The sequence below is a fragment of the Streptomyces sp. NPDC002623 genome (assembly GCF_053592635.1).
Genome location: NZ_JBSFWB010000013.1, coordinates 102,857 through 127,003 on the forward strand (window position 1 = coordinate 102,857; position 24,147 = coordinate 127,003).

Annotated in this window: 20 protein-coding genes; 16 read left to right on the forward strand and 4 right to left on the reverse strand. The window is 72.5% G+C overall.

What is annotated here, in order from left to right; translation table 11 throughout:
- Positions 1–15 precede the first annotated feature (15 nt).
- The 14 genes from ACWD4O_RS24205 (at position 16) to hypE (ending at position 13,052) form a co-directional block, all read left to right on the forward strand.
- Complete coding sequence (locus tag ACWD4O_RS24205) at positions 16–1,074, forward strand: NADH-quinone oxidoreductase subunit B family protein (protein ID WP_451282726.1); 1,059 nt, start codon at positions 16–18, stop codon at positions 1,072–1,074.
- A gap of 128 nt (positions 1,075–1,202) precedes the next feature.
- On the forward strand, positions 1,203–2,984 hold the full coding sequence (locus ACWD4O_RS24210; protein ID WP_450947588.1) for a nickel-dependent hydrogenase large subunit: 1,782 nt from the start codon (positions 1,203–1,205) through the stop codon (positions 2,982–2,984).
- Positions 2,981–3,511, forward strand: coding sequence for a hypothetical protein (locus tag ACWD4O_RS24215; RefSeq protein WP_451282728.1), 531 nt, complete (start codon positions 2,981–2,983; stop codon positions 3,509–3,511). The genes ACWD4O_RS24210 and ACWD4O_RS24215 overlap by 4 nt, the downstream gene beginning before the upstream one ends.
- Positions 3,508–4,131, forward strand: a complete 624-nt coding sequence (locus ACWD4O_RS24220) for a DUF5947 family protein (protein WP_451282730.1) — start codon at positions 3,508–3,510, stop codon at positions 4,129–4,131. Before ACWD4O_RS24215 ends, ACWD4O_RS24220 begins: the two co-directional genes overlap by 4 nt.
- Complete coding sequence (locus tag ACWD4O_RS24225; protein WP_451282732.1) at positions 4,128–4,802, forward strand: DUF6084 family protein; 675 nt, start codon at positions 4,128–4,130, stop codon at positions 4,800–4,802. Before ACWD4O_RS24220 ends, ACWD4O_RS24225 begins: the two co-directional genes overlap by 4 nt.
- Complete coding sequence (locus ACWD4O_RS24230; protein ID WP_451282734.1) at positions 4,799–6,226, forward strand: hypothetical protein; 1,428 nt, start codon at positions 4,799–4,801, stop codon at positions 6,224–6,226. Before ACWD4O_RS24225 ends, ACWD4O_RS24230 begins: the two co-directional genes overlap by 4 nt.
- Positions 6,223–6,765 carry a hydrogenase maturation protease gene (locus ACWD4O_RS24235; protein WP_451282736.1) on the forward strand — a complete coding sequence of 181 codons (543 nt, stop codon included), beginning with the start codon at positions 6,223–6,225 and terminating at the stop codon, positions 6,763–6,765. Before ACWD4O_RS24230 ends, ACWD4O_RS24235 begins: the two co-directional genes overlap by 4 nt.
- Positions 6,766–6,775: 10 nt before the next feature.
- Entirely contained in the window at positions 6,776–6,877 is a 102-nt protein-coding gene (locus ACWD4O_RS24240) for a DUF6893 family small protein (protein ID WP_398424685.1), read from the forward strand.
- Between the two features lie 120 nt (positions 6,878–6,997).
- Positions 6,998–7,405 carry a hydrogenase maturation nickel metallochaperone HypA gene (gene hypA / locus ACWD4O_RS24245; RefSeq protein ID WP_451282738.1) on the forward strand — a complete coding sequence of 136 codons (408 nt, stop codon included), beginning with the start codon at positions 6,998–7,000 and terminating at the stop codon, positions 7,403–7,405.
- A 3-nt stretch (positions 7,406–7,408) separates the two neighbouring features.
- Positions 7,409–8,173 (forward strand): hydrogenase nickel incorporation protein HypB, encoded by a 765-nt coding sequence (hypB, locus tag ACWD4O_RS24250; RefSeq protein ID WP_451282740.1) that lies wholly within the window; start codon positions 7,409–7,411, stop codon positions 8,171–8,173.
- Positions 8,170–10,491, forward strand: a complete 2,322-nt coding sequence (gene hypF / locus ACWD4O_RS24255) for a carbamoyltransferase HypF (RefSeq protein ID WP_451282742.1) — start codon at positions 8,170–8,172, stop codon at positions 10,489–10,491. The genes hypB and hypF overlap by 4 nt, the downstream gene beginning before the upstream one ends.
- 29 nt (positions 10,492–10,520) lie before the next feature.
- The gene (locus tag ACWD4O_RS24260; RefSeq protein ID WP_451282744.1) at positions 10,521–10,826 is read left to right on the forward strand and encodes a HypC/HybG/HupF family hydrogenase formation chaperone; all 306 of its coding nucleotides are present in this window, start codon (positions 10,521–10,523) and stop codon (positions 10,824–10,826) included.
- A complete protein-coding gene (gene hypD, locus ACWD4O_RS24265; protein ID WP_451282746.1) occupies positions 10,823–11,950 on the forward strand; it encodes a hydrogenase formation protein HypD in 1,128 nt (375 codons plus the stop codon). Before ACWD4O_RS24260 ends, hypD begins: the two co-directional genes overlap by 4 nt.
- Positions 11,943–13,052, forward strand: coding sequence for a hydrogenase expression/formation protein HypE (hypE, locus tag ACWD4O_RS24270; protein WP_451282747.1), 1,110 nt, complete (start codon positions 11,943–11,945; stop codon positions 13,050–13,052). Before hypD ends, hypE begins: the two co-directional genes overlap by 8 nt.
- 59 nt (positions 13,053–13,111) lie before the next feature.
- On the opposite strand, the gene ACWD4O_RS24275 is transcribed toward hypE, so the two are convergent.
- A complete protein-coding gene (locus tag ACWD4O_RS24275; protein WP_451282749.1) occupies positions 13,112–13,843 on the reverse strand; it encodes a sigma factor in 732 nt (243 codons plus the stop codon).
- 160 nt (positions 13,844–14,003) lie between these two features.
- Between ACWD4O_RS24275 and ACWD4O_RS24280 the strand changes: the two genes are divergently transcribed.
- The gene (locus ACWD4O_RS24280) at positions 14,004–16,775 is read left to right on the forward strand and encodes an ATP-binding protein (protein ID WP_451282751.1); all 2,772 of its coding nucleotides are present in this window, start codon (positions 14,004–14,006) and stop codon (positions 16,773–16,775) included.
- Between the two features lie 21 nt (positions 16,776–16,796).
- On the opposite strand, the gene ACWD4O_RS24285 is transcribed toward ACWD4O_RS24280, so the two are convergent.
- Positions 16,797–18,044 carry a cytochrome P450 family protein gene (locus ACWD4O_RS24285; RefSeq protein ID WP_451282753.1) on the reverse strand — a complete coding sequence of 416 codons (1,248 nt, stop codon included), beginning with the start codon at positions 18,042–18,044 and terminating at the stop codon, positions 16,797–16,799.
- Positions 18,045–18,053: 9 nt separating this feature from the next.
- Positions 18,054–21,005, reverse strand: a complete 2,952-nt coding sequence (locus ACWD4O_RS24290; protein WP_451282755.1) for a SpoIIE family protein phosphatase — start codon at positions 21,003–21,005, stop codon at positions 18,054–18,056.
- Positions 21,006–21,163: 158 nt separating this feature from the next.
- On the opposite strand from ACWD4O_RS24290, the gene rutA reads away from it, so the two are divergent.
- Positions 21,164–22,249 (forward strand): pyrimidine utilization protein A, encoded by a 1,086-nt coding sequence (rutA, locus tag ACWD4O_RS24295; protein WP_451282757.1) that lies wholly within the window; start codon positions 21,164–21,166, stop codon positions 22,247–22,249.
- On the opposite strand, the gene ACWD4O_RS24300 is transcribed toward rutA, so the two are convergent.
- Positions 22,240–24,141, reverse strand: a complete 1,902-nt coding sequence (locus tag ACWD4O_RS24300) for a glycoside hydrolase family 97 catalytic domain-containing protein (protein WP_451282758.1) — start codon at positions 24,139–24,141, stop codon at positions 22,240–22,242. The two genes, rutA and ACWD4O_RS24300, sit on opposite strands and share 10 nt — an antisense overlap.
- Between the last annotated feature and the right edge of the window lie 6 nt (positions 24,142–24,147).

Sequence of the window (24,147 nt, forward strand, 5' to 3'; positions counted from 1 at the left end):
CCGGGAGGCGATCCCATGACTGAGGCGGCGCCGAAGACGGCCGAAGAGACACCCACGATCCACATCCTCTGGATCAACGCGGGGCTGAGCTGCGACGGTGACTCGGTCGCGCTGACGGCGGCCATGCAGCCGAGCATCGAGGAGATCGTCCTCGGTGTGCTGCCAGGGCTGCCGAAGATCGCCGTGCACTGGCCGCTGATCGACTTCGAGTGCGGTCCGGTCGGCGGCGCGGACACGTTCATCGAGTGGTTCTTCAAGGGCGAGCGCGGCGAGATCGATCCGTTCGTGCTGGTCGTCGAGGGGTCCGTCCCCAACGAGGCGATCAAGCCGGAGGGTTACTGGTGCGGCTTCGGCGACAACCCGGAGACCGGCCAGCCGATCACCACCAGCGAGTGGATCGACCGCCTCGCGCCGAAGGCGCTGGCCGTGGTCGCCATCGGCACCTGCGCCACCTACGGCGGCATCCACGCCATGGCGGGCAACCCGACCGGCGCCATGGGCGTGCCGGACTACCTCGGCTGGGAGTGGAAGTCCAAGGCCGGCATCCCGATCGTGTGCGTCCCCGGCTGCCCGATCCAGCCCGACAACTTCGCCGAGACGCTCACCTACCTGCTCTACCAGGCGGCCGGCTCCGCCCCGATGATCCCGCTGGACGACAAGCTGCGCCCGACCTGGCTGTTCGGGAACACCGTCCACGAGGGCTGCGACCGCGCCGGCTACTACGAGCAGGGCGAGTTCGCGACGACGTACGACTCGCCGAAGTGCCTGGTCAAGATCGGCTGTTGGGGTCCGGTCGTCAAGTGCAACGTGCCCAAGCGCGGCTGGATGAACGGCATCGGCGGCTGTCCGAACGTCGGCGGCATCTGCATCGCCTGCACCATGCCCGGCTTCCCCGACAAGTTCATGCCGTTCATGGACGAACCCCCCGGCGCCAGGGTCTCCACCACCGCCAGCGGCGCCTACGGCGCCGTGATCCGACGGATGCGGTCGATCACGGCGAAGACGCTGGACAAGGAGCCCAAGTGGCGCCGCACCGGCGAGAAGATCACCACCGGCTACCGGCCCCCCTGGTGACCCGCCACCGCACCTGAGCACCCGACGCACCGGAACTCCGACGCACCGGAACATCCGACCCTGACCCGCTTCTGCTTCGGGCACCCCCACACCCGATACCCCCCGCAACGAAGGGCACGGCAAAGACGATGGCAAGGACGAAGGCGGCCGGCGACGGCAGCGGCCTGGTGGAGATGTCCTGGGACCCGATCACCCGGATCGTGGGCAGCCTGGGCATCCACACGAAGATCGACTTCAAGCAGAAGCGGGTCGCGGAGTGCTACAGCACCTCGTCGGTCTTCCGCGGCTACAGCGTCTTCATGCGCGGCAAGGACCCCCGCGACGCGCACTTCATCACCAGCCGCATCTGCGGGATCTGCGGCGACAACCACGCCACCTGCTCGGTGTACGCGCAGAACATGGCGTACGGCGTGAAGCCCCCGCACCTTGGTGAGTGGATCATCAACCTCGGCGAGTCCGCGGAGTACATGTTCGACCACAACATCTTCCAGGAGAACCTGGTCGGGGTCGACTACTGCGAGAAGATGGTCCGGGAGACCAACCCCGGCGTCCTCGAACTCGCCGAGCGCACCGAGGCCCCGCACGCCGCCGAGCACGGCTACCGCACGATCGCCGACATCATGCGCTCCCTGAACCCCCTCGAAGGGGAGTTCTACCGCGAGGCGCTCCAGGTCAGCCGGTACACGCGCGAGATGTTCTGCCTGATGGAGGGCCGCCATGTGCACCCCTCCACGCTCTACCCGGGCGGCGTCGGCACGGTCGCCTCCGTGCAGCTCTTCACCGACTACACGAGCCGTCTGATGCGGTACGTCGAGTTCATGAAGCGCGTCGTCCCCCTGCACGACGACCTGTTCGACTTCTTCTACGAGGCCCTGCCCGGCTACGAGGAGGTCGGCCGCCGCCGCGTCCTGCTCGGCTGCTGGGGCGCCCTCAACGACCCCGAGTACTGCGACTTCACCTACGCCAACATGACCGACTGGGGCCGGCGGATGTTCGTCACGCCCGGTGTCATCGTCGACGGCAAGCTCGTCACCAACGACCTCACCGAGATCAACCTAGGCATCCGCATCCTGCTGGGCAGCTCCTACTACGACGACTGGGAGGGCCAGGAGCAGTTCGTCACCCACGACCCGCTCGGCAACCCCGTCGACCCGCGCCACCCGTGGAACCAGCACACCATCCCCGCCCCGCAGAAGCGGAACTTCGACGACAAGTACAGCTGGGTCATGTCCCCGCGCTGGTTCGACGGCAAGGACCACCTCGCGCTGGACACCGGCGGCGGCCCCATCGCCCGCCTGTGGTCCACCGCCCTGTCCGGGCTCGTCGACATCGGGTACGTCAAGGCCACCGGCCACAGCGTGGTCATCAACCTGCCGCGCACCATGACCAAGCCGGAGACCACCTTCGAGTGGAAGATCCCGAAGTGGTCCAACGCGCTGGAGCGCAACCGCGCCCGCACCTACTTCCAGGCGTACGCCGCCGCCGTCGCCCTGCACTGCGCCGAGAAGGGCCTGGCGGAGGTCCGCGCCGGACGCACCCAGACCTGGGAGAAGTTCGAGGTCCCGGACGAGGGGCTCGGCGTCGGCTTCACCGAGGCGGTCCGCGGCGTCCTCTCCCACCACATGGTGATCCGCGACGGCAAGATCGCCAACTACCACCCGTACCCGCCCACCCCGTGGAACGCCAGCGTCCGGGACTCCTACGGCACGCCCGGCCCCTACGAGGACGCCGTGCAGAACACCCCGATCTTCGAGGAGAACACCCCGGAGAACTTCAAGGGCATCGACATCATGCGCGCCGTCCGCAGCTTCGACCCCTGTCTGCCCTGCGGCGTCCACATGTACGTCGGCGGCGGCAAGACCGTGAAGTCCATGCACGTGCCCACCGGCCTGAGCGGACTCGGCGGATGAGCGCGAGCACATCGGCGGCGGCCCGGCCGGCGAACGCCGAGCAGACCGGGCGCCGGATCGAGGAGGTCCTGGACCGGCTGGCCGCGAGCGGCGACCCGGCCGCGGCGGCCGCCGCCGAGGAACTCGTCCGGTCCCTCATGGACTTCTACGGCTCCGGCCTCGCCCGCGTCCTCCAACTGCTGTCCGCCGCGCCCGGGGGCATTCCGGGAACGCTGCTCGGCGACGAACTGGTCGCGAGCCTGCTCGTCCTGCACGACCTGCACCCCGAGGACCGCGACGCCCGGATCGCCCGGGCCCTCGACAGCGTGCGCGAACACGGCCTGGAGGCCGTGGACTTCGACACGGCGAGCGGCGCCCTGCGGCTGCGCTCACGGGCCGCCGGCGGCTGCGGATGCGGCTCCGGAGCGGACGCCCAGGAGGCCGCGCGGGCCGCCCTCGCCTGCTTCGCGCCGGAGGTCACGGAGGTAGTCGTGGAATCGGCGCCCGCGCTGCTCCAGATCGGTTCCGGTCCGGTGGGGAGCCGATGAACGCGCTGGGCCTGCGCAGATTCCTCGTCGACCGCCCGCCGCGACCCGAACGGTGCGAACTGTGCGCGGCGGCGGTGCCGGACGACCACCGCCACCTCGTCGACACCGAGAAACGCGCCCTCGCCTGCGCCTGCACCGCCTGCGCGCTGCTGATGGAGGCGCCCGGCGCCGCCGCGGGCCGCTTCCGCGCGGTCCCGAACCGGTATCTGACCGACCCGTCCCACCGCCTCGACGACGGTGCGTGGGACGCCCTCCAGATCCCGGTCGGCGTCGCCTTCTTCTTCCGCAACGCCGCCCTCGACCGGCTGGTCGCCCTCTACCCGAGTCCGGCCGGCGCCACCGAGAGCGAACTCGAACCGGCCACCTGGACCGAGGTCCTCGGCGGCAGCCGGCTCGCAGAGCTCCTCGAACCGGATGTCGAGGCCCTGCTCCTGCGTCGCGCCGAGGGCCGGATCGAGTGCCATCTCGTCCCGATCGACATCTGCTACGAACTCGTCGGCCGCATGCGGCTGTTGTGGCAGGGCTTCGACGGCGGGGCCGAGGCCCGGGCCGCGCTGGACGCCTTCTTCGACGACGTCCGGCGGCAGGCCCGACCGGTGGAGGAGGCGGTCCGGCCGTGACCGAGTTCTCCTTCGCCTGCACCGGGGTCCGCGCCGACCGGTACGCGGCCGGCCCGACCCTTGTCTTCCGGCTGCGTGTCACGGCCTCCGGGAACGCCCCCGTGCACGCCCTCGCGCTGCGCTGCCAGTTCCGGATCGAACCCGCCCGTCGCGGTTACGCGCCCGCCGAGGCCGACGGCCTCAGCGACCTGTTCGGCGAACGCTCCCGCTGGGGCAGCACACTCCAGCCGGTGCAGTTCGCGCAGGTGTCGGTGATGGTCCCCAGCTTCACCGGAGAGACCGACGCCGACCTCGTCGTCCCCTGCACCTACGACATGGACATCGCCGCGACCCGTTACCTCACCGCCCTCACCGACGGCGAGGTCCCGCTGCTGATGCTCTTCTCCGGCACGGCGTTCACCGGAACCGGCGGCTTCCAGGTCGAGCCCGTCCCATGGGACCGGGAGGCGACCTTCCGGATGCCGGTCACCGTCTGGCGGGAGATGCTCGAACAGCACTTCCCCGGCTGCGGCTGGATCCGACTCCCGAGCGACACCATGGACGCCCTCCTCGCCTACCGCTCCCGGCACGCGCTGCCCTCCTGGGAGGCGACGCTGAAGGTGCTGCTGGACAACGCCGACCCGTCCGTGCGCGACCCGTTCCGTGCGCTCACCGGAAGGACCGACCCGTGACCGTGACCGCGTTCGCCCCCGAGACGGAGGAGCGGTTCGCCCTCGCCCGGCAGGTGGCCGACGCCGTGCTCTTCGAGGGCTACGTGCTCTACCCGTACCGTGCCTCGGCGGCCAAGAACCGGCTGCGTTGGCAGTTCGGGGTGCTCGTGCCGCCCGGCTGGGGCGCCGAGTGCGAGGAGCACGACTTCCAGTACACCGAGTGCCTGATGGAACCGAAGGCGGGCGCGACCCTCGCGGTCGAGGCACGCTTCCTGCACGCCCGGCGGCGCACCGTGCAGCGGATCCGCGCGGACGGCGACTACGAGACGGTCCCCGAACTCCACCTCGACGACCGGGTGTTGGTGCCCTGGGACGAGGGCGGCGAGGAGCGCGTCGAGGTCGTGGCCCAGGTGGCGGACCTCCTCGGCGATGGCGTCACGCACCCCTTCCGACGACCCGCCCGGGAGGACGCCCAACCGGTCCTGGACGCCGCCGGCCGCACCGTCGGCCGACTGCTGCGGCGGTGCGAGGAGATCAGCGGGCGGATCAGGCTGTCCGCCCGCGAACTCGACGGCCCCTACCGGACCCTGCGGCTGACCGCGGTCCTGGAGAACACCAGCGACTGGACGGCTCCCGAGGGACGCGGCGCCGACCGGGACGCGGCGCTGCCGCACTCCCTGGTGTCCGCGCACCTCCTCATGGCGCTCAGCGCCGGATCCTTCCTGTCGATGACCGATCCCCCCGAGTGGGCGAAGGGCGCCGCCGCCGCGTGCCGCAACCTGCACACCTGGCCCGTGCTCGCGGGCGAACCCGGCCGCGCCGACCTCGTGCTCTCCTCGCCGATCATCCTGGAGGACCACCCGGCCATCGCCCCCGAGAGCCCGGGCGCGCTCTACGACGCCACCGAGATCGACGAGATCCTCGCGCTGCGCACCGCCGCCCTCACCGACGAGGAGAAGCGCGAGGCCCGGGGCACCGACGAGCGGGCCGCCGCGGTGATCGACCTCGCGGACTCGATGCCGCCGGAGGTCCTGGAACGCCTGCACGGCGCGGTGCGGAGCCTGCGGGAGGTCACCGGGGAGACCGGGGAGACGACGCCCGGCTTCCCCGACGAGCACGGGGTACAGCGCCCCGACACCCCCTGGTGGGACCCGGCGAGCGACGCGGGCTTCGACCCCGACCAGGACACGGTCGTGGTGGACGGCCGGCCGGTGGGCAAGGGCAGCCGCGTCGAGCTGCGGCCCGGTCTGCGCCACACCGACGCGCAGGACCTGTTCCTCCAGGGGCGCGCCGCGACCGTCGAGGCGGTGCTGCACGACGTCGACGGCACGGTGCACCTGGCGGTCACCGTCGAGGGCGACCCGGGCGCCGACATCCGCCGCGAACAGGGCCGCTACCTCTACTTCCAGCCGGACGAGATCCTCCCCCTGGAGGACCGGCCATGACCCGGACCCTCGTGGCCGGCATCGGCAACATCTTCCTCGGCGACGACGGCTTCGGCGTCGAGACCGCCCGCCGGCTGACCGAACGGCAGCTGACCGAGGCGGGACTGCCGCCGCACGTCGAGGTCGTGGACATCGGCGTGCGCGGGGTGCACCTCGCCTACCAGCTCCTGGACGGCTACGACACCCTCGTCCTCGTGGACGCCACCGCACGCGGCGAGACCCCCGGCACCCTGTACCTGATCGAGCACGACGGCCCCGGCGACACCGCCGAAGGCGCCGCACCCGCGATCGACGGCCACCGCATGACCCCCGACGCCGTCCTGGCGCTGCTGGACACCCTCTGCGCCGGGACCGGCGGCGAGCCGCCGCGGCGCGTCCTGATCGTCGGCTGCGAGCCGGCCTCGGTGGCGGAGGGCATCGGCCTCAGCGCCCCGGTGTCGGACGCCGTGCCCGAGGCCGTGCGGCTGATCGAAGAGCTGCTGCGGGACGGCGCAGCGCCGCCCGTGGCGCAGGCCTCCACCGATGGGGCCTCGACCTGAGGAGAGACGGATGAAGAAGATCATCGCTGGTGGGGCGGCCCTGGTCGTGGCCGTCGTGGTCGTCGAGGTGCTCCCCGACGTCCGGCGCTATCTGCGGATCCGACGGATGTGAACCAGGGGTCGGGTGGGGCGAACGGCGTACCCACCCGACCGGTCACGGCGTGCCTGGCCGCCGGATCCGGACCTCGCACCTGTAATGAAGTCGGTTCCGGGAGGACGGAGAGACCGACCCATGCACGAGATGTCCGTGGCGCTCGCCGTGATCGACCAGGTGGAGGCGGCCGCCGCCGAGGCCGAAGACGTCACGGCCGTGCGCTCGGTCCGGCTCCAGGTGGGCGAACTGGCCGGCGTCGTACCCGACTCGCTCGCCTTCTGCTTCGAGCTGGCCTGTGCCGGAACCCTGCTGGAAGGCGCCGAACTGGTCACCGAAGCGGTGCCCGGACGGGCCCGCTGCACGTCCTGCGCGCACGGCTGGGCCGTCGGCATGCCGCCCCGGCTGACCTGTCCCGCATGCGGCGGGACGCAGACCGATCTGCTCGCGGGCCGGGAACTGCAGATCGTCGAGGTGCGCTGGGACGAAGACGGCGAGCCGACGCCGGCGCGCCCGCCCACCCGCGAACCGATCTCCGAGGAGTGCTGAACCATGTGTCGTGCCGTCGACCTCCGGCAGGCCGTACTCGCGAAGAACGACGCCGGCGCCGAGGCGCTGCGCGGCAGCCTCGCGGCCCGCGGCACCACGATCGTCAACCTGCTGTCCAGCCCCGGCAGCGGCAAGACCGCGCTGCTCGAACGCGAACTGCTGCTGGCCCGGGAACGCTCCCTGCCGGTCGCGGCGCTGACCGCCGACCTCGCCACCGAGAACGACGCGGCGCGGCTGGCCCGTTCCGGGGTCCCGGTCAAACAGGTCCTCACCGACGGACTGTGCCATCTGGAGGCCGGCATGCTCGCCGGGCACCTGGTGGGCTGGCTGCCCGACGACACCCGGCTGCTGTTCGTGGAGAACGTCGGAAACCTGGTCTGCCCGGCCTCCTACGACCTGGGGGAGACCCTCCGGGTCGTCCTCGCCTCCGTGACCGAGGGTGAGGACAAGCCGCTCAAGTACCCCACCGCCTTCGGTCTCGCCCACCTGGTGGTGATCACCAAGACCGACATCGCCGAGGCCGTCGAGTTCGACGAGCACGCGTTCCGCGCGAACGTGGAGCAGGTCAACCCTGGGGTGGAGATCGTCCGCACCTCGGCACGCCGGGGGCAGGGGGTCGGCGCGGTCCTCGACCGGGCGCTCGCGGCGGCCTCGGGAGCACCCGTCCACCAGCCGGTCATGGCCCGTGCGCCGCACCCGCACCCGCACCCGCACCCGCACGCGCATCCGCAGGCGGTCGGCGGCGATCTGGCCGACGTCCCCTCGTGAGCACCCCGTCGCTGCGTCGGCGGGTCGTCGTCCGGGGCGTGGTGCAGGGCGTGGGATTCCGGCCCTACCTGTACGGCCTCGCCACCGAACTCGCCCTGGTCGGGCATGTGACCAACACCCCGGAGGGCGTCGTCGCCGAGGTGGAGGGAAGTTTCGCGGCCGTGGCCCAGTTCTGCGACCGGATCGCGGTGCAGGCGCCCCCGCTGGCCCGGGTGGAGTCCGTCCACCACCAGGAAGTGGCCGCGGCGGGAGGCGACGCGTTCACCATCCTCGCCTCGCGCGGCGACGGCCCGGCCCGCACGCTCGTCTCCCCGGACACGGCCACCTGCGCCGACTGCCTCGCCGAGCTGGCCGACCCGGCCGACCGGCGGTACCGGCACCCCTTCGTCAACTGCACGCACTGCGGCCCCCGCTTCACCATCGTCACCGGCGTCCCCTACGACCGGGCCGCCACCACCATGGCGGGCTTCGCGATGTGCGCCGAGTGCGCCCGCGAGTACGACGATCCGGCCGACCGGCGCTTCCACGCACAGCCGGTCGCCTGTCCTGAGTGCGGGCCGAGGGTGCGGCTGGTCGGCGCGGGGGCGGACGGTGACCCGGTCGCCGAGGCGCGGGCGCTGCTGGCGCGCGGTGCGATCCTCGCCGTGAAGGGGCTGGGCGGCTACCACCTGGCCTGCGACGCCTCGGACGACGACGCCGTCTCCCGGCTCCGGCTCAGGAAGGCGCGCGGGAACAAGCCGTTCGCGGTCATGGCCAGGAGCGTGGACGACGTCGAGCACCTGGTGCGCCTCGGCCCCGAGGAACGGCGGCTGCTCGAGGACGCCGCCCGGCCCGTCGTGCTGCTGCGCCGACGCGCGTCGAAGGTGGCCGCGGCCGTCGCGCCCGGCAGTCCCGACCTCGGCGTGATGCTGCCCTACACGCCCCTGCACCACCTGTTGCTCGGCCTGCCCGGCGACCCGGACGGCCCTCGGCTGCTGGTCATGACCAGCGGGAACGTCTCCGGGGAGCCGATCGTCATCGACGACGCCGAGGCGCTGGAGCGGCTCGCGCACCTGGCCGACGCCTGGCTCGTGCACGACCGGCCGATCCATGTCCCCTGCGACGACTCCGTGGTCCGCGTGTGCGACGGGGAGCCGCTGGTGATCCGCCGTTCCCGCGGCTATGCACCGCTGCCGGTCACGCTGCCGCTGCCCGTCCGGCCGGCCCTCGCGGTCGGCGGCGACCTCAAGAACGCCTTCTGCCTCGGGGCGGACCGCCGGGCGTGGCTCTCGGCGCACATCGGCGACATGGACGACCTCGGCACCCAGGTCGCCTTCGAACGCGCGGTGGCGCAGCTGGAGTCCATCACCGGGGTGCGGCCCGAGGCCCTGGCGGCCGACCGGCATCCCGGATACCGCTCCGCACAGTGGGCCGACCGGAACGCGGCCGGCCGGCCCGTCGTACGCGTCCAGCACCATCACGCCCACATCGCCGCTGCCATGGCCGAACACGGGCTGGACGGCGGCCGGCAGGTGATCGGCGTCGCCTTCGACGGCACCGGTCACGGTGACGACGGGGCCGTGTGGGGCGGCGAGTTCCTGCTGGCGGACTACGACGGCTGCACGCGGTTCGGGCATCTCGCCTACGTCCCGCTGCCCGGCGGCGACGCGGCGGTGCGCCGGCCGTACCGCATGGCGCTCGCGCATCTGCGGGCGGCCGGCCTCGACCGGTCGGCCGACCTCGCCTGCACGGCCGTCTGCCCGCCCGACGAACTGCGCGTCCTGGAACGGCAGTTGGAGCGCGAGCTGAACTGCGTCCCCACCTCCAGCATGGGCCGGCTCTTCGACGCCGTGTCCTCGCTCACGGGAGTGTGCCACCGGTCCGGATACGAGGCGCAGGCCGCCGTCGAGCTGGAGAACGCCGCACTGGGCGCACCCGCCGGGGACACGACGGCGTATGTCTTCGGCCTGCGCTCGCACGGGGACGGCCCCCTGGCGGCCGACCCGGCGCCCGTGCTCGCCGCGATCGTCGCCGACCTGCGGGCGGGCGTGCGACCGGCCCTGATCGCGGCCCGGTTCCATCGGGGGGTCGCGGGCCTGGTGCGGCGGGTGTGCGGGCGGGCGCGTGAGCGGCACGGAACGGAGACGGTCGCCCTGACGGGGGGCGTGTTCGCCAACACGCTGCTGTCCTCGGCCTGTGCCGCCCTGCTGCGCGAGGACGGCTTCACGGTCCTGCGGCACCGTCTGGTGCCGCCGGGCGACGGCGGGCTGGCCCTGGGCCAGCTGATAGTGGCCGCCCGTGCCGCTGCCGCCACCGATGCCACCGATGCCACCGACTGACCAAGACGCGCCACAGCGAGGAGAGGCTCATGTGCCTGGCGGTACCCGGCAGAGTGCTGGACATCGAGGAACGGGACGGCACCCGGATGGCCACCGTCGACTTCGGCGGGGTGGTCAAGGAGGTGTGCCTGGAGTACCTGCCGGACCTTCAGGTCGGCGAGTACGCCATCGTCCACGTGGGGTTCGCCCTGCAACGGCTGGACGAGGAGTCGGCGAAGCAGACCCTCGAACTCTTCGCCGAACTCGGCCTGCTCCAGGAGGAGTTCGGCGACCCCTGGGAGACGGCGGGGGCGGAGGCGGGCGCGGGCCCGGTGGAAGAGGTGAGCAACCAGTGAAGTACATCGACGAGTTCCAGGACCCGGACCTGGCGCGCCGGCTCCTGGACGACATCCACGCCACGGTGACCAGGCCGTGGGCGCTGATGGAGGTCTGCGGCGGGCAGACGCACAGCATCATCCGGCACGGCATCGACCAACTCCTCCCGGACCAGGTGGAGTTGATCCACGGGCCCGGCTGTCCCGTGTGTGTGACCCCGCTGGAGGTCATCGACAAGGCCCTGGAGATCGCCTCCCGGCCGGGCGTGATCTTCTGCTCCTTCGGCGACATGCTCCGGGTGCCCGGCACCGGCCGGGACCTGTTCCAGGTCCGCGGCGAGGGCGGCGACGTACGGGTCGTCTACTCGCCGCTCGACGCGCTGCGGATCGCGCAGCAGAACCCGGACCGCGAGGTGGTGTTCTTCGGCATCGGCTTCGAGACGACGGCGCCGCCGAACGCCATGACGGTCCATCAGGCCGACAGGCTCGGCATCCGCAACTTCAGCATGCTGGTGTCCCATGTCCGGGTGCCGCCCGCCATCGAGGCGATCATGTCCTCGCCGAGCTGCCGGGTACAGGGCTTTCTCGCCGCCGGGCATGTGTGCAGCGTCATGGGCATGGCGGAGTATCCGGAGCTCGCCGAGCGCTTCCGGGTGCCGATCGTCGTGACGGGCTTCGAGCCGCTCGACATCCTCGAAGGCGTGCGCCGGACCGTGCGCCAGCTGGAACGCGGCGAGCACACTGTCGACAACGCCTACGCCCGCGCCGTCCGCCCGGAGGGCAACCCGGCGGCGAAGGCCATGCTGGAGGACGTCTTCGAGGTCACCGACCGTGCCTGGCGGGGCATCGGGGTGATCCCGGACAGCGGCTGGCGACTGTCGTCGAAGTACCGCGACCACGACGCCGAGCACCGCTTCTCGGTCGAGGGCATCCGGACCGAGGAACCGGCCGAGTGCCGCGCCGGCGAGGTGCTCCAGGGGCTGCTCAAGCCTCATGAGTGCGCGGCCTTCGGCACGCTGTGCACCCCGCGGACGCCCCTGGGAGCCACCATGGTCTCCAGCGAGGGCGCCTGCGCCGCCTACTACCTCTACCGGCGGCTCGACCTGCCCACCGCGAAGGCCCGGGAGGCGACCCCCGTTGTCTGACACCACCGATCTCCCCGCCCCGGCCACGGCCTCCGCCCCTGCCACGGCTACGGCCCTGGACATCGAGGCGTGGACCTGTCCCGCGCCGCTGCGCGACCGGCCCCGGGTGGTCATGGGCCACGGCGGCGGCGGGGTCCTCTCCGCCGAACTGGTCCAGCAGATCTTCGCCCCCGCCTACGGCGGCGAGGTGCTCTCCCAGCTGGGCGACGCCGCCGCCGTGTCCCTGGGCGGCGCACGGCTGGCGTTCTCCACCGACTCCTTCGTGGTGCGGCCGTTGTTCTTCCCCGGCGGCAGCATCGGCGACCTCGCCGTCAACGGCACGGTCAACGACCTCGCCATGAGCGGCGCCCGCGCGGCCTACCTGTCCTGCGGCTTCATCCTGGAGGAGGGCGTCGAGCTCGACGTGGTCGCCCGGGTCGCGGAGGCCCTGGGCGCGGCGGCGCGCACCGCCGGCGTCGAGGTGGCCACCGGCGACACCAAGGTGGTCGAGGCCGGACACGGCGACGGGATCTTCATCAACACCGCGGGCATCGGGCTCGTCCCCGAAGGCGTCGATCTGCGCCCGCAGCGGGTCGTGCCCGGGGACGTGGTGATCGTCAGCGGCGCCGTCGGCGTCCACGGTGTGGCGATCATGAGCGTCCGCGAGGGCCTGGAGTTCGGGGTGGAGATCGAGAGCGACTGCGCGGCGCTCGGCGGCCTGGTCGACGCCATGCTGGCGGTCACCCCGGATCTGCACGTGCTGCGGGATCCCACCCGGGGCGGCCTGGCGGCTGCCCTCAACGAGATCGCCAAGGCGTCCGGAACAGGGGTCGTCATCCGGGAACGCGCCGTCCCGGTCCCGGCCGCCGTGGCCAACGCCTGCGCCATCCTGGGCCTGGACCCCCTGTACGTGGCCAACGAGGGCAAGCTGGTGGCCTTCGTCCCGCGCGAGCACGCCGAAGCCGTCCTCGCGGCGATGCGGGCCCATCCGCTGGGCGCGGACGCGGCCGTCATCGGTGAGGCGGTCGCGGCGCATCCCGGCATGGTGGTGGCCCGGACCGGGCTGGGCGGCACCCGGGTGGTCGACCTGCCGATCGGGGAGCAACTGCCCCGGATCTGCTGAGAGCGGCCCCGCCCGTGGGCGTAGGGCCCCGCCGCTGCGGCCCGACCCGTCGGCGGGGCCTACCCCGGACGCGGTCCGCACGGCGTCCGGACGGCGGGTCGTGCGGGGCCGCACCGGTCGCGGGCGGCGTCCGCGGCGAGGGCGTCCTCCAGCTGTGCGGTGTCCCCGGACCGGGCAGCCGCCAGGAACGACTGAACGAGACGCCGATGCGCGGCGGCGTCCACCGGCCGCCTGCCGCGATCGGCGGCGAGCCGCTGGTGGGCGCGGGTGTTCAGCTGCCTGGTGTTGGGGACGGTGAGGCGCAGGAGGTCGGAGATCCGGTCGTACGGGTAGCCGAATCCCTCCCGCAAAACGTAGGCTGCCCGTTGACTGGGCGTGAGTCTCTCCATCAGGAGGAGAACCGCTTCCTCGACAGCGTCCTGCTGCTCTACCAGCACTTCTGGGGTCTCATGGATGTCTGTGCGTTCCGGGAGCCAAGGAGTCGCGCAGGACTCCCGGCGTCTCCAGGCGGACTGGACGACATTGATCGCCAGCCGGGCGGTCGTCGTCCTGAGCAGCGCCGACGGATTCAGGACGACCGTTCGGTCGGTGCCCTGCCAGCGCAGCCACGCCTCCTGGACGACGTCCTCGGCCTCGTTCGCGTTCCCGACGATCCGGCCTGCGATCCTGAGCAGCCCCGGTATGTCGCGGACGAACACGGAAGTCGCCCCTTCCAGGTCGCCGACCCTCGGGTCGGGCGTGTGGCCGGACCGCTCGCGCACTTGTCCGGCAGGGGCGATGTACGTGTCCACGACCGGCTCCTTCGTTCGGGGGTCCGCGGCTCGAAGGCTGGTGACAACCAGCCTGACGCCGGGGCGCACCCTCGCGCACCCCGGGAAGGCCGTGGTCGGCTCCGTGGTCGTGCGTGGGCGGGTCCGTGGCCGAACGGGTACCGGTGAGGAGGAGGCTGCGATGACGGGCCGTGGTCCACGAGTCGGCTTCCTCGGGCGGCAGGACGAGTGCCGGACCCTGGACGGCCTCCTGGAAGGCGCCAAGGGCGGACGCAGCGCGGTCCTGGTCCTGCGCGGTGAGGCGGGGATCGGGAAGACCGAACTGTTGAACCGCCTCCAGGAACGCTCCACCGGATGCCGCGTCGTCCGTGCCGGCGGCGTCCAGTCGGAGATGGAGCTGTCCTACGCCGGTCTGCACCAGCTCTGCGCCCCCCTGCTGGCCGGACTCGACCACCTTCCCGAGCCGCAGCGCGACGCACTGCGCACGGCCTTCGGGCTGCGGGCGGGCAACGCGCCCGACCGGTTCCTGGTGGGCCTGGCCACGCTGAGTCTGCTCGCGGACGCCGCCGGGGACCAGCCGTTGGTCTGCCTCGTCGACGACGCCCAGTGGCTGGACCACGTGTCGGCGCAGACCTTGGCGTTCGCCGCCCGCCGACTGCTTGCGGAATCGATCCTGCTCGTCTTCGCCGTCCGCGAGCCCACCGCCGACGAGATCCTCGCCGGTCTCCCCGAGCTGCCGGTGAGAGGGCTGACCGAGAGCGACTCCCGGACCCTGCTCGACCTGGTCGTCGCCGGCCCCCTCGACCAGCGGGTGCGCGACCGCATCATCGCCGAGACGCGCGGCAACCCGCTGGCCCTGCTGGAGCTGCCTCGCGGACTGTCCACGGCGGAGCTGGCCGGCGGCTTCGGGCACCCCGACGCGCAACCGCTGGCGGGCCAGATCGAGCAGGGCTTCCTGCGCCGCGTCCAGTCGCTCCCGGCCGGGACGCGACGCCTGCTGCTGACCGCCGCCGCCGAGCCGATCGGCGACGTGCCGCTGCTGCGGCGGGCGGCCGCACTGCTGGGCATCGACCTGGAGGCGGCAGCGGTGGACGCCGAGGCGTCCGGGCTGATGACACTCGGCACCTGGGTGCGCTTCCGGCACCCGCTGGTGCGCTCGGCGGCCTACCGCGCGGCGGACCTGTACGACCGTCGCGAGGTGCACCGAGCCCTGGCGGACGCGACCGACGCCGAGCTCGACCCCGATCGTCGGGCCTGGCATCTGGCCCGCGCGACCGCGGGACCCGACGAGAGCGTGGCCGCCGAGCTGGAGCGCTCGGCCGGCCGGGCCCAGGCGCGCGGCGGAGTCGCCGCGGCGGCGGCCTTCCTCGACCGGGCCGCCGAGCTGACCCCCGACCCCGTACGGCGGGGCACCAGACAGTTGGCGGCGGCACAGGCCAAGTACCAGGCCGGCGCGTTCGACGCCGCGCGAGAGCTCGCGGACGCGGCGGAGCTGAGCGCCCTGGACGAACTGGAGGCCGCACAGTCCGAACTGCTGCGCGGCCGGATCATGTCCGCGTCCCGGAGCGCCGGCGCGGGCATCCCGCTGATGCTGGAAGCGGCCAAGCGGCTCTGGCCGCTCGACGCCCGTATCGCCCGGGAGACCTACCGGGACGCGATCTATGCGGCGCTCACCGCCGGCCGGCTGCCGAACGGCGGGGTCCTCGAAGTGGCCCAGGCCGTGCTGAGCGCACCGACGCCGGTCGCACCGACACGCGACGATCTGCTGCTGGACGGCGTCGCCAGGATGATCACGGAGGGCTACGCCGTCGGCGCGCCGCTGGTGCTCCGGACGCTGAACGAGTTCCGCACCGACGACGTCTCGCGGGCGGAGGGGCTCGGCTGGCTCCCGCTGGTCTGCCGGATGGCCCACAGCACCTGGGACTTCGACACCTGGTCCGTGCTCTCGGCACGGCTGGTCGACATGGCACGTGAGACGGGCGCCCTGTCCGTGCTGCCGTCGGCGCTCCTGCTGCGGCTGTCGAATCGCGTCTTCGCCGGCGATCTGGCGGGCGCCGACTCCCTCGTCGTGGAGGCGTCCGCGATCGGCGAGGCCACCGGCAGCAGCTTCTTCGCGCACTACAGCGCACTGGTCGTCGAGCCGTGGAAGGGCCGGGAGCCCGCGACCCGCCAGGCGATCGACGCCATCACCCAGGACCTCCTGCTGCGCGGGGACGGCAAGGTGATCACTGCCACCCAATGGGCGGCGGCGGTGCTCTACAACGGCCTGGGCCGCTACGAAGAGGCCTTCGCGGCCGCCCGGCGCGGCTGCGAGAACCCCCAGGAACTCGGCCTGTCGATCCAGTCCACGGCAGAGCTCGTCGAGGCCGCGGCACGGCTCGGCAGACCGGCCGACGCCGCCGAGGCGGTCCGCAGGATCAGCGACATGGCACAGGCCGGCGGCACGGACTGGGCCCTGGGCGCCTCGGCCGTCGCCCGTGCCCTGGTGAGCGAGGGAAAGGCCGCCGACGCCCTCTACCGTGAGGCGGTCGAGCGGCTCGGCGCCACCCAGGTGCGGATGGACACCGCCCGCGCCCGACTCCTCTACGGCGAATGGCTGCGCCGCGAGAACCGCCGCGCCGACGCGCGGGCCCAACTGGGCGCCGCCCACGAGATGCTCGGCCACATGGGGGCGGAAGGCTTCGCGGAACGGGCGCGACGCGAGCTCCAGGCCACGGGGGCGAAGGTCCGCGGACGTCGTACCGCCGCGACGCAGGCCGCCCTCACCCCGCAGGAGGCGCAGATCGCCCGGCTCGCCGGCGAGGGGCTCACCAACCCCGAGATCGGCGCCCAGCTGTTCATCAGCCCCCACACGGTCGAGTGGCACCTGCGCAAGGTGTTCTCGAAACTCGGCATCACCTCCCGCAAGGAGATCGGGACCCTGCGGGAGGAGGGCGGGGCGTCGTGCGCGTAGCCGTCCGCCGGTCTCGCCCGATCAGTAGGTGACGGGTAGCGCCAGCAGGCCGCGGGCGCGCATCGCCGGTCGGCGGCGCAGTTCGTCCGGGGGGACGGCGAGGGACAGCCGGGGGAACCGGTCGAGGAGGGCGGCGAGGGCGATCTCGGTCTCCAGCCGGGCCAAGGGCGCGCCCAGGCAGTAGTGGATGCCGTGACCGAGGGCGAGGTGGCCGGTCGCGTCGCGGCCGAGGTCGAGCCGGTCGGGATCGGTGAAGCGGGCCGGGTCGCGGTGGGCGGCGGCGAGGCCGAGCAGGACGGTCTCGCCCGCGGGGACGGTGACACCGCCGATGGTGAGGTCCTCGGTGGGAAAGCGTCGGATGGCGAGCGGCGCCGGGCCGTCGTAGCGGGCCAGCTCCTCGACGGCGGACCCCAGCCGGCCGGGGTCCGCGCGCAGGGCGGCCAGCTGGTCGGGGTGGCCGAGGAGCGCCACGGTGGCGTTTCCGATGAGGTGGACCGTGTTCTCGTAGCCGGCGAAGAGGATGAGGAAGGCGAGGGACATCAGCTCGTCCTCGCTCAGCCGGTCCTCCCCGTCCGCCTTGCCGTCCGCCTCCCCGTCCGCCTCGCCGTTCTCCTCGTCGCGCACCGCGATCAGGGCGGACAGCAGGTCGTCGGCCGGGTTGCTCCGCTTGTCGGCGATGAGCCGGGTGAAGAACGCCAGCATGCTGCCCACGGCCTGCTTCGTCCGGGACGGCTCCGCCGGGTCGGGGGCGACCAGCGCGTCGGTCCAGGACCGGAAGTCCCGCCGGTCGTGCGGGGGCACGCCCAGCAGATCGCAGATCACGGCGATGGGCAGGGGCGCGGCGTACGAGGCGATCAGGTCGGCGTGGCCGAGCGGTTCGATCGCGTCGAGCAGCGCGTCGGCGGTCTCCCTGATGGGTGCGCGCAGGGCGGCGACGCGGCGTGGGGTGAACGCCTGGGACACCAGACGCCGGATCCGGGTGTGGTCCGGCGGGTCCATGTTCAGCAGGTTCGCGTCCAGCGCCGGCGGCAGCGCGAGCCCGCGGTAGCCGCCCGGCTTGGCGTTGCGTTTGTCGAGCGAGAGCCGGGGGTCGGCGAGGGCCCGGCGCACGTCGTCGTACCGGGTGACCAGCCAGGCCGGCAGCCCGTCCGTTCCGGTGATGCGGTGGACGGGGCCCGCCTCGCGGAGTCGGGCGTACGCCGGGTACGGGTCCGCGATGAGCTCGTCGTGCTCAACCAGGGGCGGCTGACCGGGTGTTGTGGTGACCATGGCTCCAGCCTAGGGACCTTCGTCGAGGTCCGCGGCGTCGAGGAACATGGACTCCAGTGCTTCGGGCGACCGATCGCCCAGGCCGTCCGGGCCGCCCGGGCCGTTGGGGCAGACGAGCGGCTGTTCGGTCCAGATGCACTTTCCCGTCGGGGTGTAGCGCGCGCCCCACCGTTCGGAGAGCGCCGTGATCAGCTGGAGTCCGCGGCCTCCCTCGTCGGTCTCCGCGGCGCGCCGGATCCGGGGCATCGTCTGACTGCCGTCGAACACCTCGCAGATCAACTCGGCCCCGTACAGCAGCCGCAGCCGCACCGGGCCCCTGGCGTGCCGGACGACGTTGCCCACGAGCTCGCTGACCAGGAGCTCCGTCGTGGGGGCGAGGTCGTCCAGGTCCCAGACGGCGAGTTGCTCGCGGACGTGACGGCGGGCCCGGCCGGCCGCTATCGGCTCGTCGGGCAGCGGCCAGGAGGCCATCCGGTCGGGAGACAGGGAGTGCAGCCGGGCGACGAGGAACGCCGCGTCGTCGGCCGCCTGCTGTTGGGTGGGCAGCAGACCTGCCGTCAGGGTGTCGCAGAGGCGTTCCAGATCCGCCTCGGTGCTGACGGCGCCGCCCGCGTGCGCCGTGCTCAGCATCCGGGCCAGCTCCGCCATGCCCTCGTCGATCTCCCGCTTCGCCGACTCGACCAGGCCGTCGGTGTAGAGCACGAGCAGACTGCCCTCGGGCACCTCCAACTCGACGGTCTCGAACGGCGGTTCGGCCGCGCCGAGGGGCGGATCGGCGTCCGTCTTCGGGAAGTGCACCGTGCCGTCGGGATGGACCAGCGCGGGCGGTGGATGCCCGGCGCGGGCGATCGAGCAGACCCGGGTCGTGGAGTCGTAGAGCGCGTACAGGCAGGTGGCGTACGACGCCTCGCCCATGCCGCCGACGATGTCGTTGAGGTGCCCCATGATCTCGTCGGGGGGCAGTTCGAGGTCGGCCAGGGTGTGCACGGCGGTGCGCAGCCGGCCCATGGTGGCCGCCTCCGGCAGACCATGGCCCATGACGTCGCCGACGACGAGCGCGACCTGCCCGCCGGAGAGCGGGATGATGTCGTACCAGTCGCCGCCCACGTCCGCGCCCTGCCCGGCCGGGAGGTAGCGGGCGGCGGCCGTGCACGCGGGCAGGACGGGCAGTTCCTGGGGCAGCAGACTGCGCTGGAGCTCGCGGGACCGGGTGTGCTCGGCGTCGTAGAGCCGGGCCCGCTCCAGGGACTGTGCGACTAGGGCGCTGATCGTGGTCAGCAGGGCACGTTCCTCGTCGGTGAGCAGCCGCGGCCGGTCGAACGCCACGACGCACACCCCGAACGTGCGGCCGGACGCGGTGAGGGGCAGGAACGCCCACGCCTGCTTCCCGGCTCGCTGCGGCAGGCCGGTCAGCTGCGGTGCGCGTGCGGTCAGCTCCTGGGGCGAGGCCAGGAACAGCGGGGCGCCGGAGGCGATGACCTCCCAGGCGGGGTCGCCGGGCGTCCGGGTGCGGTAGTTGATGCGTTCAAGGAAGTCGTCCGGGTAGCCGACGGCTCCGACGTAGTGCAGCCGCTCGTCCTCGATGACCTGCACCAGGAGCCCGGTGGCGGCGAACGGCGGCAGCACCCGCCGGGCGACCGCGGCGACCACGTCCTTCGAGGTCGACGCCTTGGCGAGCTCCGTCGTCAGTTCCGCGATCCGGACCGCGCGCTCGGCCGCGGCCCGTTCGGCGGTCCGCTGCTCCTTCTCCAGGCGCCGTTTCTCGGTGACGTCGGTGAAGTAGAGGGTGCGTCCGTCGGGGCCGGGCACCAGCCGCAGATGGAACCGCCGCCCGGAGTCAGGCATGTCCACATCGAAACCGGCCGGCTTCTCGCTGGCCGCGGCCTCCCGGCACCGGTGCTCCAGGTCGGGAGCCTCCCGCACGGAGGGCAGGTCCCACAGGAGACGCCCGAACAACTCCTCCTCCGAGAGGCCCAGCAGGCGTTCCGCCTCCAGGTTGGCGAAGGTGATGCGCCAGGCGTCGTCCACCGCCAGGAAGCCGTCGCTCATGTGCCGCAGGGCCCGGCCGAGCGCGTCCCGGGCGGTGCGGGACTCGTTGCTCTCCCAGCCCACGCCGACCATCCGCAGGGGTTCGCCCTGCTCGTCGTAGGTCGCCCGGCCACGGGCCTGCGTCCAGCCGTAGGTGCCGTCGAGGCGGCGGACCCGGTACTCGGCCTCGTAGACGGTATGGCCGAGGATCGCGCGCTGGGCCGCCGCGAGCGTGGGCGCCAGGTCGTCGGGGTGGACGATGCGCATCCAGTTCTCGATCTTGCCGGTGAAGTCGGCGGGCAGCGTGCCGTACAGCTCCAGCGCCGCCTCGTCCCAGATCAGGTCGCCGCTGCGGACGTCCCAGTCCCATGAGCCGACCTGGACCTCCTTGAGGGCCTGGCGCAGATGCTCGGCGCTCGGCTCCGGCTGCCCGGGCCCGGAGGGCGGGGGCGCCTGGGACATCCGGTCCTCGGTCCAGTCGACGACGGCCCGCAGGAAGTCCCAGTGCTCCGGCTCGGGTTCGCCGCGCTCGCCGGCCAGGACGGTCAGCGCGCCGACACTGCGCTTCCCGCTGAACACCGGCAGGGAGGCCAGTCCGGTGCCGGGCCAGGGCACCTCCGCCGTCGCCCCGACGGGACCGGCGCCGCCGCCGGGGCCTTCGGAGCGCCGTGGCACCCACACGCCGGTGCCCTGCTGGAGGGCGCGCGCCGGGGCGAGCGGTCCCTCCTGGTCGACGATCTCCCAGGGGCGGGTGAGGGCGGGCGGCAGACCGACGGCGGACACCAGACGCAGGGCGGACATCGGACCGCGCAGATGCATGGTTCCGCCCAGCGCGTCCAGCTCGCTCACCGCGTGCTGGAGTGCCAGCCGGAAGACCTCGCTCTCGGTGACACCGGGGGCAACCGTGCCGAGCAGAGCGAGTCGTGCATTCATGGGGGGAAACCTATCGTTCCCGGTCGGTTCCGAAACCTGTTTCACAGATTCCACCTGCGGTCCCCGGAGCCGCCCTGTACGACAACACCCGTGACCCCGAAGGCAGTTGTCGACAGGTGCGCCGCGTAGCGTGCCGCCGCACGGGTTACGCTCCGATCATGGACATCGGAGTCTTCATCCCCATCGGCAACAACGGCTGGCTCATCTCCAAGAGCTCTCCGCAGTACCTGCCGACCTTCGAGCTGAACAAGGCCGTCGTGCAGAAGGCCGAGGAGCACGGACTCGACTTCGCCCTGTCGATGATCAAACTCAAGGGCTTCGGCGGCGAGACCGAGTTCTGGGACCACTGCCTCGAGTCGTTCACGCTGATGGCGGGCCTGGCCGCGGTCACCGAGCGGATCAAGCTGTACGCCTCCACCCCGATCCTCGCGCTGCCGCCGGCCATCGTCGCGCGCATGGCGACCACCGTCGACTCCATCGCCCCCGGACGGTTCGGCGTCAACATCGTCACCGGCTGGGCTCCCGGCGAGTACGCGCAGATGGGCCTGTGGCCCGGGGACGAGCACTTCGGCAACCGCTACGCCCGGGCCGTCGAGTACGTCACCGTGCTGAAGGAGCTGTGGAGCGACGGCGTCAGCACCTTCAAGGGCGACTTCTACGAGATGGACGACTGTGTGCTGTCCCCGCGGCCGGCGAACGGGCACATCGACATCGTCGCCGCCGGGCAGAGCGGCACCGGGATGAGGTTCGCCGCCGAGCACGCCGACTACAACTTCATCCTGGGCAGCGGGGTCAACACCCCGCTCGCGTTCGCGGACACCACGGCCACGCTCATGGACGCCGTGCGGGAGACCGGCCGTGACGTCGGGGCGCTGTCGCTGTTCATGGTCATCGCGGACGAGACCGACGAAGCCGCCCGGGCGAAGTGGCAGGACTACCACGACAACGCCGACCGCGCGGCGCTGGCCTACATGGCGGGGGAGTCGGCCACGGACACGACCGCGGACGACTCCTCCACCGCCCGGACCATCGTGCTGCCCGAGGGCGCCGTGAACTTCAACATGGGCACGCTCGTCGGCTCGTACGAGACCGTCGCGGGGATGCTCGACGAGATCGCCGGGGTGCCCGGGACCAAGGGGATCATGCTGGTCTTCGACGACTTCCTCGAAGGACTCGAGAACTTCGGCACACGGATCCAGCCCCTGATGAGGTCCCGGGCGAGCGGCGAGCCGGGTCAGCGGTAGCAGGTGGTGACGCCCGGCCGCCACGGACAGGCGAGGGCCGCGAAACCGCCGTTGGCCACGACGTCGACGCTCAGCGTGTCGCCGCCGCGCAGGACCTGACGGTCCTGGACGAGCCCGTCGGCGCCGTCCCGGATCGTCTCGACCAGCCACCGCCCGGGCGCCAGGGACAGCGGCACCTGCGCGGTGCGGGCCGCGCCGGCGTACACCCCGCCCAGGAACCAGCGGTCACCGCTGCGGCGGGCGAGCACGGCCTCCTGCCCGGGTTGCCCGGCGAGCAGCCGGGTGTCGTCCCAGGCGGCCGGGACCTGGTCGAAGTAGGCCCGGGCGAGCGGGCGTTCGTCGTACGACCCGGGGGTGCCCGCGAACATCTGCAGGCCCGACTCGTAGGCGACGGAGAGCCCGACCTCGGCCGCGTCGGAGTTGGGACGCAGGCCGACGCGCTGGAAGGCGCCGGGGGTGAAGTCCATGGAACCGATGACGTTACGGGTGAACGGCAGGGTGGTGAGGTGGGCGGCGGTGTTGGTGCGCTTCTCCTCGCCGCCGACCCCCTCCAGGGTCATGACCTGCGGCCAGGTGCGCTGGATGCCCTTGGGGATCGTGGAGCCATGGAAGTCGATCATGAGATGGTGGGCGGCGGTCTCCGGGAGAATGGCGTCGTACCACCGGAGCATCGACTGCGCCTCGGAGTTCATGAAGTCGATCTTGACGCCCTTGACGCCCCATCGCTCCAGCGTGGGCAGCCACTGGGCGCGCTCCTCGGGCGTGTCGAGGTCGCGCTGGTGGATCCAGACGATGATCCCGACGCCCTTGGCGCGCGCGTACTCGACGAGTTCCGGCATCCAGCTGCTCGTCTGCCAGTCCGGGTCGGTGGTGTCCCAGGCGTCGGTCTTGAAGTACCAGCCCGCGTCGACGGCCTCGTAGGGCCAGTTCCGTTCGGCGGCGTAGTCGACGTAGGCCTTCTGCGCGGCCAGGCTCTGCCCGGCCTCGCGGCCGCCGGCGAGCCAGGTCCACAGCACGGTCCCGGGCCGGATCCAGGAGGGATCGGCGATCGCGGAGGCGGGCGCGAGGTCGTCGGTGAAGGTGGACCGGGTGACGGTCGCGAGATCGCCGGTGACCATCGCCCGCCAGGGGGTGGCGAGCCGGCCGTCGGTGCGGACCCGCTCGTCGGCGAGTTGGATCCGGTAGCCGCCGCTGCCCTGGGCGTGGGCGAGCCGGGCGCCGGAGTAGGCGCCGGTGAGGTCGGACTCGGCGAGCAGGGTGTAGCCGCCGGGCGTGGCGAAGAGCGCCTGCTCCGAGTACGCGGCAGTGGGGGCGCTCGCGGCGGTGTACTGGACGAACTGGCCCTCGTTGTCGACCCGGTAGGTGCTGAGCCAAGCGCTCGCGTCCGGCGGCAGGTTGAAGGCGGAGGTCTCGCCGAGCACGTCTCCGTACCCGCCGGGCAGGACGTACCGGTAGGCGACGCCGTCGGCGGAGGCACGGACGACGAGGTCGAGCCGGGCTCCGGCGGCGGAGGCGAACGACAGCCGGGTCTCGTTCATACGGACCTTGCGGTCGAGGCGCTTTCCGGACTTCGCCCGGTAACTCTCCTCGATCCGGCGGTCCTTGCGGTGCAGGAAGCGTAAGTCCTTGGAGAGATCGGCCTGTTCGGTGACGATGCCGACGGGCGACGGCTCGAGGACCGTGCGGCCGTCACGGGACACCGTCAGACTCAGCGAGCCGGTGGTGTCGTCCAGGGATATCTGCGCCCGCGGCGCGTGTGCCGCCGCGGACACGGTCCACGCGCGCTGGTGCGCACCGGAGTCCTGCTCCGCCCTCGCGGGCGCGGTCGTGAGGAGTGTGGCCAGCAGCCCGGCGCAGAGCGCGCCGACCGCCGTCCTGATCGGAACAGCCATGAAAAC